The sequence below is a fragment of the Streptomyces sp. NPDC052301 genome, assembly GCF_044593395.1.
Taxonomy (GTDB): Bacteria; Actinomycetota; Actinomycetes; order Streptomycetales; family Streptomycetaceae; genus Streptomyces.
The window spans coordinates 737,435-753,112 of the sequence record NZ_JBIUBE010000004.1 but is presented as its reverse complement, the minus strand read 5'-3'; the positions used below and the strand labels follow the sequence as shown (position 1 = coordinate 753,112).

The window sequence follows — 15,678 nt, the reverse complement described above, 5'->3', positions numbered from 1 at the left end:
ACGCTGTTGAGTTCTCAAGGAACGGTCGCTTCCTTTGTACTCACCCTCTCGGGCTTTCCTCCGGGCTTCCCTTCGGTGTTTCCGACTCTATCAGACCCTTTCGGTGTCCGATTCCCGGTCGGCGGGATTGCCTCGGGGCTTTCGGCTTTCGCCGTCCGCCCTTTCGACATTCACTACGTTAGCTCATTCTCTCGGCGACTCATAATCGAGTCTCGCGAGTTCGAATTCCGACGCGCGGGCGCGCCACAATCGACCCCGCTGAGGGGTTGTAGCTAGATAGTGGGTTGGCCGCTCCGGCTGCAGGTGATCACCGTACCCGGTTCAGCGGCTCGGGATACATTACGCATCTTCGCGAGTCGCGTCAACTTCGTCGTCGCCTCGGCACATGGGCCCGGTAGGGGCTCACGGTGGGGTCGCCGGCCACCCAGTAGCGCCAGGGGTGGACGTCCCCGTTGCCACCCTCGCCGGCCACCCCGGTGCGCGGGCCGTTCCGTACCTGGTCAGGCGTGATGGGAGTGCCGGTCAGCATCCGCAGCGGGGTTTCGCCCGAGGTGCAGGCGTCCGTGCCGTCGAGGGCGCGGTCGACCTCCAGCGCCGTGGCCAGACGGGCCGGACCCTTGGCCAGTTCCTTGTCATTGCGGGCCGAAACCCGTCGTTTGCGGGCCAGCTCGACGCCCTCCACCACCTCGCCGGCGCGGAGCAGGACGGCGCTCGCCCTGCCCTCGGGGCCGCAGACGAGATTCATGCAGTGCCACATGCCGTAGGTGAAGTAGACGTACACATGTCCGGGCTCGCCGAACATCACGGCGTTGCGGGCGGTGCGGCCTCGGTAGGCGTGGGAGCCGGGGTCGTTCGGGCCGTCGTACGCCTCGACCTCGGTGAGGCGGACGGCGATCGGGCCGTCGGGTGTCGTACGCACCAGGATGCGGCCGAGAAGGTCGGGGGCGACCTCCAGGACCGGGCGGTCGAAGAAGTCTCGGGGCAGTGGCGTACGGTCCGGGGGCGCGATCATGCCCTCCGAGGGTAGTCCAGACGGGTCGGCGTCACGGATCGGTGCCACGGCCCGGCGTCGGGGCGGAACCGGGCGGGGGCGGATGGCGTTTGTAGGGGCGAGGTCCGTTCGTAAAGGGAGAGTCAATGGCGTTCAAGAAGCTGCTCGCGAGCCTCGGGGCCGGCGGGGCGTCGGTCGAGACGGTGCTGACCGAGGTCAACGTCGTGCCGGGTGGGGTGGTCCAGGGCGAGGTGCGGATCCAGGGCGGGTCCGTGAACCAGGAGATCGAGGGGCTGTCCGTCGGTCTGCAGGCCAAGGTCGAGGTGGAGAGCGGCGACCAGGAGTACAAGCAGGACATCGAGTTCACCAAGGTGCGGCTCGGCGGTGCCTTCGAGCTGCAGGCGGGGGCCGTGCACGCGGTGCCGTTCGGGCTCGAGATCCCCTGGGAGACGCCGGTCACGATGATCGACGGGCAGTCGCTGCGCGGGATGCACATCGGGGTGACGACCGAGCTGGCGATCGCGCGGGCCGTGGACTCCGGCGATCTCGACCCGATCAACGTGCATCCGCTGCCGGCGCAGAAGGCGATCCTGGACGCCTTCATCCAGCTGGGCTTCCGCTTCAAGAACGCCGACATGGAGCGCGGTCACATCCGGGGCACGCGGCAGCGGCTGCCGTTCTACCAGGAGATCGAGTTCTACCCGCCGTCGCAGTACCGGGGTCTCAACCAGGTCGAGCTGAGCTTCGTGGCCGACGAGTACGCGATGGACGTCGTCCTGGAGATGGACAAGAAGCCGGGTCTGTTCAGCGAGGGTTCGGACACCTACCGGTCCTTCCAGGTGGGGCTGGACGACTGGCAGGGGACCGACTGGGCGGCTTATCTCAACCAGTGGCTGTCCGAGGTCGGCAGCAAGCGCAACTGGTTCTAGGCTCGGGAACTGCTGATTCCAGATCATCGATCAGGAGGTACCGAGGTGACCGAGCACAAGCGGCGGCCGCTCCCCCATGACTTCCACCCGCCCGTGCCGTCGTTCACGGTGACGAGCGACGATGTCGAGGAGGGCGCGACGCTGAAGAGCGCTCAGGTCCACGCGGAGGGCAACACCTCGCCGCAGTTGCGGTGGGAGGGCTTCCCGCCGGAGACCAAGAGCTTCGCCGTGACCTGCTACGACCCCGACGCGCCGACCGGCAGCGGGTTCTGGCACTGGGTCCTGTTCGACATCCCGGCCTCGGTGACGGAGTTGCCGGCGGGTGCGGGCGGCGGCAAGTTCGAGGGGCTTCCCGAGGGTGCCGTGCACGTGCGCAACGACTACGGGACGAAGGACTTCGGCGGTGCCGCGCCGCCGCCCGGGGACGGCCCGCACCGGTACGTCTTCACGGTGTACGCGGTGGACCAGGAGAAGCTGGGCCCGGACGCGGACGTCTCTCCGGCGGTCGTCGGGTTCAATCTGCGGTTCCACGCGATCGCGCGTGCTCAGCTCATCGGTGAGTACGAGAACAAGGGCTGACCGCGCCGCACGGATTCAGCCGAGCGTTCATTGAACGTTTGCCCGCCCCCGGTCTTGGAAGTGATCGGGGGCGGGCATTTTTTATTGCGTTGTCCATCTCGGCGCGCCCGTCCAGAGTTGATCCAAGCCCGCCGGGGGGTGGGCAGGTGCGCACGGGAGGTGGGCTGGATGCGGGACACGCTGGTGCTGAACGCGAGCTTCGAGCCGCTGTCGACGGTGACGCTCAATCGGGCGGTCGTTCTGGTGCTGCAGGACAAGGCCGTCGTCGAGCAGGCCCATCCCGAGCTGCGCATGCGCGGTGCGGATGTGGACATACCCGCGCCGCGGGTGATCAGGCTGTGCCGGTACGTACGGGTGCCGTTCCGAAGACAAGCTCCGTGGTCGAGGCGGGGTGTGCTGGTCCGCGACCGGCACCGGTGCGCGTACTGCGGGCGGCGGGCGACGACGGTGGACCATGTGGTGCCGCGGGCGCAGGGCGGGCAGGACACGTGGCTGAACACGGTGGCCGCGTGTGCGGAGGACAACCACCGCAAGGCGAACCGGACCCCTGACGAGGCGGGCATGGCGCTGCTGCGGGAGCCGTTCGAACCGACTCCGGCCGACGCGATGCTGCTGGCGCTGGGGCGGGACGAGTTCGACTCGCTGCCGGAGTGGCTGGCTCAGCCGGCGGCATAGGTCCGGCTCGTCGGGACCGTGGACGACTTCCGGTGTACCGCGGAAGTTGCAGGAACCGGTGGCGTACGGCCGCTGTCGTCCGGCAAGGTCAATCCGGTGCGGGACGACGGTGCGGGTGGGGCGGTCGTAGGTTCTTGGTCCAGCAGCCGTGGGTCGATCGGGGGACCCGGCCCGCGGTGTGCGGAAGGGACGACCACGTCATGAGCAAGCTCGGCCTGCGTACCCGTGCCGCTCTGTCGGTCACCGCCGTGGCGGCGGCCGCGCTCGGCTTCTCCGGGATGACCGCCGGGGTGGCCACGGCCAACACCCACGCGTCCGTTCTGAAGTACGGCGCCTCCGGGCACGGTGTGTGGTGCGGGCAGCGCATCATCAACCGGAACTACCCGCACGCGCTGAAGGAGGACGCCAAGTACGGCACGTACACCAAGGCGTGGGTGAAGTACGTCCAGGAGCACCACGGGCTGACCGGCCGCAACGCGGACGGCATCGTGGGGAAGAAGACCGGTACCAAGCTGCTGGCGTCCATCGGCGGTGACACGTACTGCCACAAGTACCTGCCGGCCCAGAAGTGACCGCGCGTCCCGGGGCGCGTCGGCCACGCGGCCCGGAGTGAGTGGAGAGCGGCCCGCCTTCCTCGATCTCGCAGGAGGGCGGGCCGTTGCGTGTGTGCGGGGCTGTCAGTCGATGTGCGGCTTCTCGCGCCGCTGGTCCGGGACGCTGCCGGAGCCGCCGTTGTTGCCGGAACCGCCGCCCAGGGGGCCGAAGTTGCCCATGGCGCCGGACAGGCCCTTGAGGGCGTCGCCGATCTCGCTGGGGACGATCCAGAGCTTGTTGGCGTCGCCCTCGGCGATCTTCGGGAGCATCTGGAGGTACTGGTAGGACAGCAGTTTCTGGTCGGGGTCACCGGCGTGGATGGCCTCGAAGACCGTGCGGACCGCCTGGGCCTCGCCCTCGGCGCGCAGGGCGGCGGCCTTGGCCTCACCCTCGGCGCGCAGGATCTGGGACTGCTTCTCGCCCTCGGCGGTGAGGATGGCGGCCTGGCGCGTTCCTTCGGCGGTGAGGATGGCGGCGCGCTTGTCACGGTCGGCGCGCATCTGCTTCTCCATCGAGTCCTGGATGGAGGTCGGGGGTTCGATGGCCTTGAGTTCCACGCGGTTGACGCGGATGCCCCATTTGCCGGTGGCCTCGTCGAGGACGCCGCGCAGGGCCGCGTTGATCTCCTCGCGGGAGGTCAGGGTGCGTTCGAGGTCCATGCCGCCGATGATGTTGCGCAGCGTGGTCACGGTGAGCTGTTCGATCGCCTGGATGTAGCTGGCGACTTCGTAGGTGGCCGCGCGGGCGTCCGTCACCTGGTAGTAGATGACCGTGTCGATGTTGACGACCAGGTTGTCCTGGGTGATCACCGGCTGGGGTGGGAACGGGACGACCTGTTCGCGCAGGTCGATGCGGTTGCGGATGGTGTCGATGAACGGGACCACGATGTTCAGGCCCGCGTTCAGGGTCCGGGTGTAGCGGCCGAAGCGCTCGACGATGGCCGCGCTGGCCTGTGGGATGACCTGGATGGTCTTGATCAGGGCGATGAAGACCAACACCACCAGAATGACCAGGACGATGATGACCGGTTCCATCGTGTTCCCCGTACCCCTCTCCGCCTCGGCGCGTTCGGCAGATCTCGTGGTTGTAGAAGATCTTGCTGGTCGAGTCTGACAGACCGTCGCCCAACTCGTGGCCCGGATGGCTCAGATGACGATCGCGGTGGCCCCTTCGATGTCCACGACGTCCACCTCCTGGCCCACGTCGTAGGCACGGCCGGTGTCGAGGGAGCGGGCCGACCAGATCTCTCCGGCGAGTTTGATGCGTCCGCCGGAGCCGTCGACGCGTTCCAGTACGACCGCCTGTCTGCCCTTCAAGGCGTCGATGCCGGTGGCGAGTTGGGGACGCTGTCTGTCGTGCCGGGTCGCGATGGGCCGGACGACGGCGATGAGGGCGACGGAGACGACGACGAACGCGAGGACCTGGATGACGGCGCTGAGGCCGAGGCCGGCGACGACGGCCGCGGCCACGGCTCCGACCGCGAGCATGCCGAACTCCGGCATGGCGGTGACCACGAGCGGGATTCCGAGCGCCGCCGCGCCGACGAGCCACCACACCCATGCGTCGATGTCGTTCACGTGGTCATGGTAGGGCCGTGGTCGGGCGGCGGACAGGGCGCGCGAGGGAGAGCAAGGGGTCAGGACAGGGGCAGGCCCTGGGCGGTCCAGCGGTCGCCGACCTGCTCGACGACGAGCGGCAGGCCGAAGCAGAGGGAGAGGTTGCGGGAGCTCAGCTCCAGCTCGATGGGGCCGGCGGCGAGCACCTTGCCCTGACGGATCATCAGGACGTGGGTGAAGCCGGGGGCGATCTCCTCGACGTGGTGGGTGACCATGATCATCGAGGGGGCGATGGGGTCGCGGGCGAGCCGGCCGAGGCGGCGGACCAGGTCCTCGCGGCCGCCGAGGTCGAGGCCGGCTGCGGGCTCGTCGAGCAGGAGCAGCTCGGGGTCGGTCATCAGGGCGCGGGCGATCAGGGTGCGCTTGCGCTCGCCCTCGGAGAGGGTGCCGAAGCGGCGGTCGAGGTACTCGCTCATGCCGAGGCGGTCGAGGAAGGCGCGGGCGCGCTGCTCGTCGACGTCCTCGTAGTCCTCGTGCCAGCCGGCGGTCATGCCGTAGGCGGCGGTGAGGACGGTCTGCAGGACGGTCTGGCGCTTGGGGAGCTTCTCGGCCAGTGCGATGCCGGCCACGCCGATGCGGGGGCGCAGCTCGAAGACGTCGGTGCCGGGCCTGCCGAGGGTCTCGCCGAGGATGCTGGCGGTGCCCTTGCTGGGGAAGAGGTAGCTGGAGGCGACGTTCAGGAGGGTGGTCTTGCCGGCGCCGTTCGGACCCAGGATGACCCAGCGCTCGCCCTCCTTCACCGACCAGGAGACCTGGTCCACCAGAGCCCGGCCCTCGCGGACCACGGATACGTCCTGAAGCTCCAGAACATCGCTCATGAGCGCGTTGTCTCCCCTTGCAGTGTGGCCGTTCTCGGCTGTCGCGTACGCCTGTGGCTCGGGTCCGCCGCGCCGGTGGGCGCAGCCCTTATGAAATCTACGCCACGAGCGCCCCGCTCCATTCCATCGGTCCGGTCCGTAGGGTGTGGGCATGCTCTCGGAACCGCGTTCAGGACGCCTTGCCGCATGGGGAAATGCCCTTTTGGCCGGACTTGTCTCTCCGGATGAGGCCGTGCTCGCCATCGTGGGCGAGGACGCCGTGCACCGGGTGGAGGGGCTTCCGGGTGAGTCCGCGCAGGTCGGGCTCACGCTCGCCCTCGGGCGGCTGCGGGCGCTGGGGGTGCGCGGGCTGCGGGTGGCGCTGCCGGCGTCCGGCCATCCGCTGGGACTGAGCGGTCCGCCGGAGTTCAATGCGCGGGCGCTGGAGGCCCAGGAGGCGGTGATCTGTCACGGCGCCGCGTTCGGGCTGGTGCCGGAGGTGTACGAGGCCGGGCCCGAGGGTGATGTGCACGCCGAGGTGATCTGGCACGTGCTGCCGGTGCGGGAGGCGCCGCCCGCGGACGTGCCGTCGCTGGGTGAGGCGGAGCGGGAGCTGGCGGAGGCGCTGCGCGACGCGACCGAGGTGCTGTCGAAGCTGGACGTCGCCGGGTCGGGGCCGGTGGCGGAGGCGGCGATCGACGCGTATCGGGCGCGGGCCGAGCGCGGCCGGGAGGTGCTGGCGCCGGGGTATCCGCCGCGTGCGGTGCGGGTGCTGGAGCTGGCTCAGCGGGTGGGGCTGCTGGTCTCGCTGGCGTACGGCGACGGGCGCGGGGGTGCGGTGAGCGCCTCGGAGATGGCGGCGCGGTCCCAGGCACTGCGGCCCGTCGAGCGCACGGCCCGGCGGGCACAGGTCGCGGCGTACAACGCGATCGTCGAGGAGCGGGAGCGCGGGGCTTCCTGAGCGTGCCCGGGGGCTACCGCCCCCAGGCTCAGCCGCGGTGACGTCAGTGGTTGACGGACGTGTTGCCGAACGCGGGGTTCAGCAGGCCGATCACGTTGACGGTGAGGCCGTTGGCATTGACCGGGACGTGAACCGGGACCTGGACGCTGTTGCCCGAGATGACGCCCGGCGAGTTCACGGCCATGTCGGCGGCGCCCGCGTCGGCGAAGGCGGCACCGGCTGAGGCACCGGCGGCGACACCGGCGACGGTCAGGGCGAGGGCGGCCTTCTTGGCGATGTTCATGAGATGGATTCCTCCTGCGTGTGCGGGTCCGACCCGGCCGGGGGTCATGCCTGGTCAACGCGGGAGTCGTGGCAAGGGGTACGGCGGCAGGTGCGGGGGCGCCCGTTCGGATCAGTCGGATGACAAGCCGACAGGCCTCCCGGGTGCGTCCGGGAGGCCTGGGATCGCCGGTGGCGGGACCTCAGTGGTTGAGGCCGAGGTTGCCGAAGGCGGGGTTCAGCGCGCCGATGACGCTGACGCTGTTGCCGACCGCGTTCACCGGGACGTGCACCGGGACCTGGACGACGTTGCCCGAGACGACGCCAGGGGAGCCGTGGGCCTCGCCGCCGGCCCAGGCGCCGTCCGTGGCGGAGGCCAGCCCGGCACCGGCGGCCACCAGGCCACCGGCCACCATCGTCACGGCCGCTGCCTTCTTCAGGTTCTTCACTTTCCAACCCCTCCTAGGCGTTCACCGCGGCGGATCGACGCGGCACGCACTGGAGAACGGCGGAGATCGCCGCAGGATGCGCCATCCGGGTGACATTCCCACGACGGTATGAATCTCAGTCCGGAACGGGACCCTCCGTGTTGCCTTCGGTGAGGCCCTGCGGAGGGCGTTTCAGCCGGTCACGCCGTGGCGTACGGCCCACAGCGCGGCCTGGGTGCGGTCGGCGAGGTCGAGTTTCATGAGGATGTTCGAGACGTGTGTCTTCACGGTCTTCTCCGACAGCACCAGGGCGCGGGCTATCTCCCGGTTGGACCGGCCGTCCGCGATCAGGCCCAGCACCTCGCGCTCCCGCTCGGTGAGCGAACCCCCCCGGCCCTGGCCGGAGCCGGGCTCGTCCTGGGAGAGCAGGGCGCCGGCGACCTCCGGCTGGAGCAGGATGTGCCCGGCGTGCACGGAGCGGATGGCGCCGGCGAGGGCGTCGGGGTCCACGTCCTTGTACACGTACCCGGCGGCGCCCGCGCGCAGGGCCGGGACGACCGTGCGCTGCTCGGTGAAGCTGGTGACGATCAGCACGCGCGCGGGGTTGTCGAGTTCGCGGAGCCTGCGCAGGGCTTCGATGCCGTCCGTGCCCGGCATCTTGACGTCCATGAGGACGACGTCGGGCCGCAGTTCCTCGGCGCGGGCGACGCCCTCGGCGCCGTCGGCGGCCTCGCCGACGACCTCTATGTCGTCCTGCACCTCCAGGAAGGTGCGCAGGCCCCGGCGGACGACCTGGTGGTCGTCGACGATCAGCACCTTGACGGGTTCAGCCACCGGGGACCTCCATCTCGATCGTGGTGCCCTTGCCGGGCGCCGATTCCACGGTCAGCGTGCCGCCGACCCCGCTCGCCCGGTCCCGCATGGAGACGAGGCCCAGGTGGCGTCCGGCGCGGCGGTCGGCCTGGGGGTCGAAGCCACTGCCGTCGTCGGTGACGCGCAGGACCGCTCCGCCGCCGTGCCGCTCCAGGCTCACGCCCACGTGTGCGGCCCCGGAGTGCCGCAGGGCGTTGTGCAGGCCCTCCTGCGCGACTCTGAGCAGGGCCTCCTCCTGGGCGGCGGGCACGGCCCGGAAGCCGTTGCTGGTGAAGGTCACGCGCGCGGTGTGGGCGCGGTCGAGGACCTGGATCTGGGTGCGCAGGGTGGCGATCAGGCCGTCCTCGTCCAGCGCGGCGGGCCGCAACTCCACGACGGCGGCGCGCAGTTCGTCGGCCGCCTCGGCGGCGAGCGCGGCGACCTGGTGCAGTTCGCCCTTGGCACGCGCCGGGTCGCGGTCGACGAGTGCTGCCGCGGCCTGGGCGGTCAGCCGTAGCGAGAAGAGCTTCTGGCTGACCGCGTCGTGCAGTTCGTGGGCGAGGCGGGAGCGCTCCTCGGCGATGGTCAGCTCGCGGCTGCGCTCGTACAGGCGGGCGTTGGTGAGGGCGATGGCGGCGTGCTGGGCGAGGATGGAGAGCAGTTCCTCGTCCTCTTCGGTGAAGCCGCAGCCGCCCTCCGGCTTCGGGCAGTTCTTGTTGGCCAGGAAGAGGGCGCCGATGACCTCGTCGCCGTCGCGGACGGGCAGGCCGAGGAAGTCGGCCAGTTCGGGGTGTGCGGACGGCCAGCCCTCGAAGCGGGGGTCCTTGCGCACGTCGGCGAGACGCTCGGGGCGGGCCTCGTGCAGCATCGAGGCGAGGATGCCGTGCTGGCGGGGCAGCGGGCCGATCGCCTTCCACTGGGCGTCGCTGACGCCGTCGACGACGAACTGGGCGAAGCCGCCGTGGTCGTCGGGGACGCCGAGGGCGGCGTACTGCGCGTCGAGCAGCTCGCGGGCGGAGGCGACGATCGTCTTGAGGACGTCGCGCACCTCCAGATGCCTGCTCATGGCCAGCAGCGCGGCGCTGACCGCGGAGAGGCCGGACCGGGGGCCTTGACTCATGTCCTCACGGTACCGGCGGGGTCCGACACCGCGGATCGGACCGGTGGCGGCGGGCGCCGGGCCGCTGGGCCTAGGACCGGCGGCGTACGTCCCGGGGCGGTGCGGCAGGGGCAGGTCCACGGTCGGGGGACGCGCGGCGTACGTCCCCCGGCCCCGGCGTGTGACGTACGCCCCCCGGGCCGGGGTGTGCGGTGTACGACCTTCGGACCCTGGCGTGCGGCGTACGCCTCCCGCTCCGGGCGTGCGCTGTACGTCCGCCGGCCCCGGGCGTGCGGTGTACGCCGAAGGGACCGTGCGGTCTGCGGCCCGCGGCCGAGGCGGTCCGGCCGGTGGCGTTCCTAGCGTGATCACACCGCCCGGCGGGGGCGGTGAGCGACGAGGGGACGGTGTCATGCCGGTAGCGATCATCACGGGGGCCTCGAAGGGGCTGGGGCGGGCGCTGGCCGAGGCGCTGGCCGCGCGCGGCTGGGATCTGGTGCTGGACGCCCGGGGCGCCGAGGTTCTCGAGGGGGCTGCCGAGGCCGTCGCCGGGTACGGGACGCGGGTGGTCGCGCTGCCCGGGGACGTCACGGACGCCGCGCACCGGGCGGATCTGGTGGCCGCCGCTCGTCGGCTGGGCGGGGGCGATCTGCTGGTGAGCAACGCGAGCGCGCTGGGCGCCGAGCCCCTCGTGACGCTCGCCGAGCTGCCCCTGGACGGGTTGCGACGGGCGCTGGAGGTGAATGTGACGGCCGCGCTGGGCCTGCTCCAGGAGGCGCTGCCGCTGCTGCGGGAGGCGGCGGCCGGGGCGGTGATCGCGGTCAGCTCGGACGCGGCGGCCGAGGCGTACGGCACCTGGGGCGGCTACGGCGCCTCCAAGGCGGCCCTGGACCAGCTCTCCGCCGTGCTGGGCGTGGAGGAGCCCGGTCTGCGGGTGTGGGCGGTGGACCCCGGGGACATGGCGACCGGCCTGTACGCGGCGGCCGTACCCGGCGACGACGATCCGCGTCCCGCGCCCGCCACGGTCGTGCCGGCGTTCCTGCGGCTGCTGGACGAGCGGCCGGCCAGTGGGCGGTATGCGGCGCCCGCCCTGCTGGAGCGGTGATGAGGACGGCCTCGAAGGTGCCGGAGGGGCTGTCCGCGCGCGTGCCGGCCGAGCAGCGGGGGCCGGGGCTGGACCGGGACGCCGTACGGCTGCTGGTGTCGCGCGGCACGGACGTGAAGCATCACGTGTTCCCCGAGCTGCCCGGGCTGCTGCGGGCCGGGGACCTGCTGGTGGTGAACACCTCGGCCACGCTGGCCGCCGCGGTGGACGGGAAGATCGGGCACGCGCGCGTGGTGGTGCACTTCTCCACGCGCGGGGACGACGGGCGGTGGGCGGTCGAGCTGCGGGCCCCGGACGGACGGGGCACCACGCGCGCGCGTGCGGGTGGGCCCGCGGGCGTGGAGGTGGAGGTGCCGGGCGGCGGCCGGCTGGTGCTGGAGGAGCCGGTGAGCGCGCGCGGGGAGCGGCTGTGGTGGGCGCGGGCGACCGGGGCGGGGGTGCTCGATGTCCTGCGGGAGCACGGGCGGCCCATCCGTTACTCCTACACGGACCGGGACCAGCCGCTGTCGGCGTACCAGACGGTGTTCGCGCTGCCCTCGCCGGACGGGTCCGGCAGCGCGGAGATGCCGAGTGCGGCCCGGCCCTTCACCGCGCCGCTCGTGACGGAGCTGGTGAGCCGGGGGGTGCAGTTCGCGCCGGTCACGCTGCACACGGGAGTGGCGTCGGCGGAGGCGCACGAGCCGCCGTACCCGGAGCGGTTCGCCGTGCCGGAGGCGTCGGCGCGGCTGATCGACGCCGCGCGGGCGGGAGACGGGCGGATCGTCGCCGTGGGGACGACGGCCGTGCGGGCCGTGGAGTCGGCGGCGGGTCCGGACGGGGTGGTGCGGGCGGCCGCGATGGACGGATCTGGTGGTCACACCCGGGCGCGGGGTGCGGGTGGTGGACGGACTGCTGACCGGGCTGCACGAGCCGGAGGCCTCGCATCTGCTGATGCTGGAGGCGGTCGCCGGGCGGGCCGCGGTGGCCCGTGCCTACGAGGAGGCGGTGCGCGGGCTCTACCTGTGGCACGAGTTCGGCGACGTACACCTCATCCTCCCGGAGGAGGGCCCGTACACAGAGCATTGCGGCGGCAACGCACGGTGAGACCGAGGGGCATCCGGTGTGAGCCCGCGCATAGGGCCCACATCACGTACGAAAGTGCATAGGAGATAAACCGCCCATCTTGAGCGGGACAGACAGCCCTGTCTGTCCCGTTTTGCCCATCCCTGATCCACTATGGCGGATCGTACGTCACACCTTTGCCTGGGCATTTTGCGCCAGCTAAGAATTGCTTCCGTCGCTCAGCGCCGTGGGTTTACGGCCCGCGGCGTTCGTGCGGGAGGAGCCGATTCCCCCGGCGGACGCAGGAGCGACCTCCGCGCTATCGAAGAGGTCCATCAGCCATGCCCAAGAACTTCCTCAACCGAGCTCATAGTCGTATGACCAAGCAGCACAAGGTCGCCCTCGCCGGTGTCGCCGCTCTCGGCACCTGCGCCGTCGCCCTCTCGGCGATCCCGGGCAACTCCGGCACCGTCACCACCGGCGCCCCCGCCGAGACCGCCCAGGTCGCCGCCGCCGCCAGCCTGCAGAACGTCAAGGGCACGGTCACCGACCAGCTCGCCGGCCAGAACGTCAAGCTCGACGCCCTCGCCGCCAAGAAGAAGGCCGCCGACCAGGCCGCCGCCAAGCAGCGCGCCGAGGCCGCGGCGAAGAACGCCGCCGCCAAGAAGGCCGCGCAGCAGCGCGCCGGCCAGCAGGCCGCGAACCGTTCCGCGCAGCGCCCGCAGATCGAGACGGTCGCCGCGAAGACGTACGCGAACAACCTCGACGGCTGGATCCGGCACGCGCTGGACATCATGCACTCCAAGGGCATCCCGGGCAGCTACAGCGGCCTGCACCGCAACATCATGCGGGAGTCCTCCGGCAACCCGACGGCCATCAACGACTGGGACATCAACGCGATCAACGGCATCCCGTCCAAGGGTCTGCTGCAGGTCATCCCGCCGACCTTCACCGCGTACCACGTCGGCGGCACCTCCTGGAACATCTACGACCCGGTCGCCAACATCACCGCCGCCGCCAACTACGCCGCCCATCGGTACGGCTCCATCGACAACGTCAACAGCGCGTACTGAGGCCTGGCGCGGACCTCGGCAACGTAAGGCCGAAGGGCGGCACCCCCGAGTGGGGTGCCGCCCTTCGGCGTCGTACGGGCGCGGTTACTTGCGCATGACCTCCGGCTCGTGGCGGCGCAGGAAGCGGGCCACGAAGAATCCGCAGACCACACCGAGCACGATCAGCGCGATCATGTCCAGCGTCCAGGCACCGGCCGTGTGGTTCCACAGCGGGTCCGTGCTGGCCGGGTCGTCGTTGTTCGGGGCGATGTTGTTGAAGTCCAGCGTCGCGCCGGCCGCGGCCACCGCCCAGCGCGACGGCATCAGGTACGAGAACTCGTTGACGCCGAGCGTGCCGTGCAGGGTGAACAGGCACCCGGTGAAGACGACCTGGATGATCGCGAACATCACCAGCAGCGGCATGGTCTTCTCGGCGGTCTTCACCAGCGAGGAGATCACGAGACCGACCATCATCGAGGTGAAGCCGAGCGCCATGATCGGCAGGCACAGCTCGATCAGGGAGGAACCGCCGAGCACGACGCCCTGGTCCGGGATCTCGCGGCTGGAGAAGCCGATCAGGCCGACCATCAGGCCCTGCAGCACCGTGACGGCGCCGAGCACGACCACCTTGGACATCAGGTACGCCGACCGGGACAGACCGGTCGCTCGCTCCCGCTCGTAGATCACCCGTTCCTTGATCAGCTCGCGCACGGAGTTCGCGGCGCCCGCGAAGCACGCGCCGACCGCGAGGATCAGCAGCACCGTGGTGGCCGTGCCGTTCGGGACGTGCAGCCCGGTCCTGGGGTTGACCGTCGGATTGACCAGCAGACCGTGGTTGTGGTCGATCAGCAGGCTGACCGCGCCGAGCACCGCCGGCAGGATCACCGTCAGTGCCAGGAAACCCTTGTCGGAGACGATGACCGACACATAGCGCCGGACCAGCGTCATCAGCTGCGAGCCCCATCCCTGCGGCTTGGGCGGCTTCATGGCCTGCGGCGGAGGCATGTGTACGGACTGAGGGGCGACCGAGTCCACGTCCGCGGCGTACATCTGGTAGTGCTGCGAGCCCTTCCAGCGGCCCGCCCAGTCGTAGTCACGGTAGTTCTCGAAGGCGGAGAAGACGTCGGCCCAGCTGTCGTAGCCGAAGAAGTTCAGCGCCTCCTCCGGCGGGCCGAAGTAGGCGACCGCACCGCCCGGCGCCATCACCAGCAGCTTGTCGCACAGCGCCAGCTCGGCCACCGAGTGGGTGACGACGAGGACCGTACGGCCGTCGTCGGCGAGACCGCGCAGCAGCTGCATCACGTCACGGTCCATGCCCGGGTCGAGGCCGGAGGTCGGCTCGTCCAGGAAGATCAGCGACGGCTTGGTGAGCAGCTCCAGCGCCACCGAGACACGCTTGCGCTGGCCACCCGAGAGGGACGTGACCTTCTTGTCCTTGTGGATGTCCAGCTTCAGCTCGCGCAGCACCTCGTCGATGCGCGCCTCGCGCTCCTGCGCGGTGGTGTCGGCCGGGAAGCGCAGCTTGGCCGCGTACTTCAGGGCCTTCTTGACGCTCAGTTCCTTGTGCAGGATGTCGTCCTGCGGGACCAGACCGATGCGCTGGCGCAGCTCCGCGAACTGCTTGTACAGGTTGCGGTTGTCGTACAGGACGTCGCCCTGGTTGGCGGGCCGGTAGCCGGTGAGCGCCTTCAGCAGGGTCGACTTGCCGGAGCCGGACGGGCCGATGACCGCGACCAGGGACTTCTCGGGGACCCCGAAGGAGACGTCCTTCAGGATCTGCTTGCCGCCGTCGACCGTGACGGTCAGATGGCGCGCGGAGAAGGAGACCTCACCGGTGTCGACGAACTCCTCGAGCCGGTCGCCGACGATCCGGAAGGTGGAGTGGCCGACGCCGACGATGTCGGCCGGGCCCAGCTGCACCGAGCCGCCCTTGGGGATCGGCTGGCCGTTGACGTAGGTGCCGTTGTGCGACCCGAGGTCGCGGATCTCCAGCCGGCCGTCCGCAGTGGCGTGGAACTCGGCGTGGTTCCGGGAGACCTGCAGGTCGGAGACGACCAGGTCGTTCTCCAGGGAACGGCCGATGCGCATCACGCGGTCGAGCGAGAACTGGTGGAACGTGGTCGGGCTGCGGTCGCCGTGGACCGGCGGCGCCCCCGCGCCACCACCGGGCGTCTTCTGCACGTACTGGTCGGCGGGACCCGCCTGCTGCTGCGGGAACGCGGGTGCCTGCTGCGCCTCCGGCTGCTGCCAGCCGGGCTGCGGGGCCTGCTGGTGCGCGGGCGCCTGGTGCGGAGCCGGAGCCTGCGGGGCGGCGGCCTGCTGAGGTGCCTGTTGGGCCCAGCCGGGCGCACCCGCGCCCTGGGCCGCGTACGGCGCCGGGTGCTGCTGCCCGGCCACGGCCGAGGAGAGGTTCAGGCGCGGTCCGTCGGTCGCGTTGCCCAGGTGCAGCGCCGAGCCGGGGCCGATCTCCACACGCTGGATCCGTTGCCCCTGCACGAAGGTGCCGTTGGTGCTGCCGTGGTCCTCGATGACCCAACTGCGGCCGTCGAAGCTGACCGTGGCGTGCCGCCAGGAGACCCTGGCGTCGTCGAAGACTATGTCACCCTGCGGATCGCGGCCGAGGGTGTAGGGCCTGGACGGGTCGAGCGTCCAGGTCCCTCCGTTTGATTCCAGTACGAGTTCCGGCACTCCATGCCCC

16 protein-coding genes and 1 pseudogene are annotated in these 15,678 nt (G+C 70.9%); 8 read left to right on the top strand and 9 right to left on the bottom strand.

Annotated features, from left to right (window positions below):
- Window positions 1-361: 361 nt before the first annotated feature.
- A complete protein-coding gene (locus tag ACIHEJ_RS14480; protein WP_400135123.1) occupies window positions 362-1,012 on the bottom strand; it encodes a DNA-3-methyladenine glycosylase in 651 nt (216 codons plus the stop codon).
- A gap of 125 nt (window positions 1,013-1,137) precedes the next feature.
- On the opposite strand from ACIHEJ_RS14480, the gene ACIHEJ_RS14475 reads away from it, so the two are divergent.
- From ACIHEJ_RS14475 to ACIHEJ_RS14460, 4 genes are all read left to right on the top strand, one after another.
- Window positions 1,138-1,920, top strand: a complete 783-nt coding sequence (locus ACIHEJ_RS14475) for a sporulation protein (protein WP_366017150.1) — start codon at window positions 1,138-1,140, stop codon at window positions 1,918-1,920.
- A 45-nt stretch (window positions 1,921-1,965) separates the two neighbouring features.
- A complete protein-coding gene (locus tag ACIHEJ_RS14470) occupies window positions 1,966-2,499 on the top strand; it encodes a YbhB/YbcL family Raf kinase inhibitor-like protein (protein ID WP_400135122.1) in 534 nt (177 codons plus the stop codon).
- Between the two features lie 168 nt (window positions 2,500-2,667).
- Entirely contained in the window at window positions 2,668-3,174 is a 507-nt protein-coding gene (locus ACIHEJ_RS14465; protein ID WP_400135121.1) for an HNH endonuclease, read from the top strand.
- 200 nt (window positions 3,175-3,374) lie between these two features.
- Entirely contained in the window at window positions 3,375-3,746 is a 372-nt protein-coding gene (locus ACIHEJ_RS14460) for a peptidoglycan-binding protein (protein ID WP_400135120.1), read from the top strand.
- Between the two features lie 105 nt (window positions 3,747-3,851).
- On the opposite strand, the gene ACIHEJ_RS14455 is transcribed toward ACIHEJ_RS14460, so the two are convergent.
- The 3 genes from ACIHEJ_RS14455 to ACIHEJ_RS14445 form a co-directional block, all read right to left on the bottom strand.
- Window positions 3,852-4,802, bottom strand: coding sequence for an SPFH domain-containing protein (locus tag ACIHEJ_RS14455; RefSeq protein WP_366017153.1), 951 nt, complete (start codon window positions 4,800-4,802; stop codon window positions 3,852-3,854).
- Between the two features lie 111 nt (window positions 4,803-4,913).
- A complete protein-coding gene (locus tag ACIHEJ_RS14450) occupies window positions 4,914-5,345 on the bottom strand; it encodes an NfeD family protein (RefSeq protein WP_400135119.1) in 432 nt (143 codons plus the stop codon).
- A 59-nt stretch (window positions 5,346-5,404) separates the two neighbouring features.
- Complete coding sequence (locus ACIHEJ_RS14445; RefSeq protein ID WP_400135118.1) at window positions 5,405-6,202, bottom strand: ABC transporter ATP-binding protein; 798 nt, start codon at window positions 6,200-6,202, stop codon at window positions 5,405-5,407.
- A gap of 151 nt (window positions 6,203-6,353) precedes the next feature.
- On the opposite strand from ACIHEJ_RS14445, the gene ACIHEJ_RS14440 reads away from it, so the two are divergent.
- Complete coding sequence (locus ACIHEJ_RS14440) at window positions 6,354-7,142, top strand: hypothetical protein (protein WP_400135117.1); 789 nt, start codon at window positions 6,354-6,356, stop codon at window positions 7,140-7,142.
- A 43-nt stretch (window positions 7,143-7,185) separates the two neighbouring features.
- Here ACIHEJ_RS14440 and ACIHEJ_RS14435 read toward each other — a convergent pair whose 3' ends face one another.
- From ACIHEJ_RS14435 to ACIHEJ_RS14420, 4 genes are all read right to left on the bottom strand, one after another.
- On the bottom strand, window positions 7,186-7,425 hold the full coding sequence (locus ACIHEJ_RS14435) for a chaplin (RefSeq protein ID WP_400135116.1): 240 nt from the start codon (window positions 7,423-7,425) through the stop codon (window positions 7,186-7,188).
- A 181-nt stretch (window positions 7,426-7,606) separates the two neighbouring features.
- The gene (locus ACIHEJ_RS14430) at window positions 7,607-7,852 is read right to left on the bottom strand and encodes a chaplin (RefSeq protein ID WP_400135115.1); all 246 of its coding nucleotides are present in this window, start codon (window positions 7,850-7,852) and stop codon (window positions 7,607-7,609) included.
- A gap of 171 nt (window positions 7,853-8,023) precedes the next feature.
- Window positions 8,024-8,665 carry a response regulator gene (locus tag ACIHEJ_RS14425; protein WP_400135114.1) on the bottom strand — a complete coding sequence of 214 codons (642 nt, stop codon included), beginning with the start codon at window positions 8,663-8,665 and terminating at the stop codon, window positions 8,024-8,026.
- On the bottom strand, window positions 8,658-9,803 hold the full coding sequence (locus ACIHEJ_RS14420; protein WP_400135113.1) for a GAF domain-containing sensor histidine kinase: 1,146 nt from the start codon (window positions 9,801-9,803) through the stop codon (window positions 8,658-8,660). The genes ACIHEJ_RS14425 and ACIHEJ_RS14420 overlap by 8 nt, the downstream gene beginning before the upstream one ends.
- 391 nt (window positions 9,804-10,194) lie before the next feature.
- Between ACIHEJ_RS14420 and ACIHEJ_RS14415 the strand changes: the two genes are divergently transcribed.
- From ACIHEJ_RS14415 to ACIHEJ_RS14405, 3 genes and pseudogenes are all read left to right on the top strand, one after another.
- On the top strand, window positions 10,195-10,887 hold the full coding sequence (locus tag ACIHEJ_RS14415) for an SDR family NAD(P)-dependent oxidoreductase (RefSeq protein WP_400135112.1): 693 nt from the start codon (window positions 10,195-10,197) through the stop codon (window positions 10,885-10,887).
- Window positions 10,887-11,970 (top strand): annotated as a pseudogene (locus tag ACIHEJ_RS14410) (S-adenosylmethionine:tRNA ribosyltransferase-isomerase). The gene ACIHEJ_RS14415 and the pseudogene ACIHEJ_RS14410 overlap by 1 nt, the downstream one beginning before the upstream one ends.
- A gap of 299 nt (window positions 11,971-12,269) precedes the next feature.
- Window positions 12,270-13,001, top strand: a complete 732-nt coding sequence (locus ACIHEJ_RS14405; RefSeq protein WP_400135111.1) for a transglycosylase SLT domain-containing protein — start codon at window positions 12,270-12,272, stop codon at window positions 12,999-13,001.
- Window positions 13,002-13,085: 84 nt separating this feature from the next.
- Here the strand turns inward: ACIHEJ_RS14405 and ACIHEJ_RS14400 are convergent, their stop codons facing one another.
- The gene (locus ACIHEJ_RS14400) at window positions 13,086-15,668 is read right to left on the bottom strand and encodes an FHA domain-containing protein (protein ID WP_400135110.1); all 2,583 of its coding nucleotides are present in this window, start codon (window positions 15,666-15,668) and stop codon (window positions 13,086-13,088) included.
- Between the last annotated feature and the right edge of the window lie 10 nt (window positions 15,669-15,678).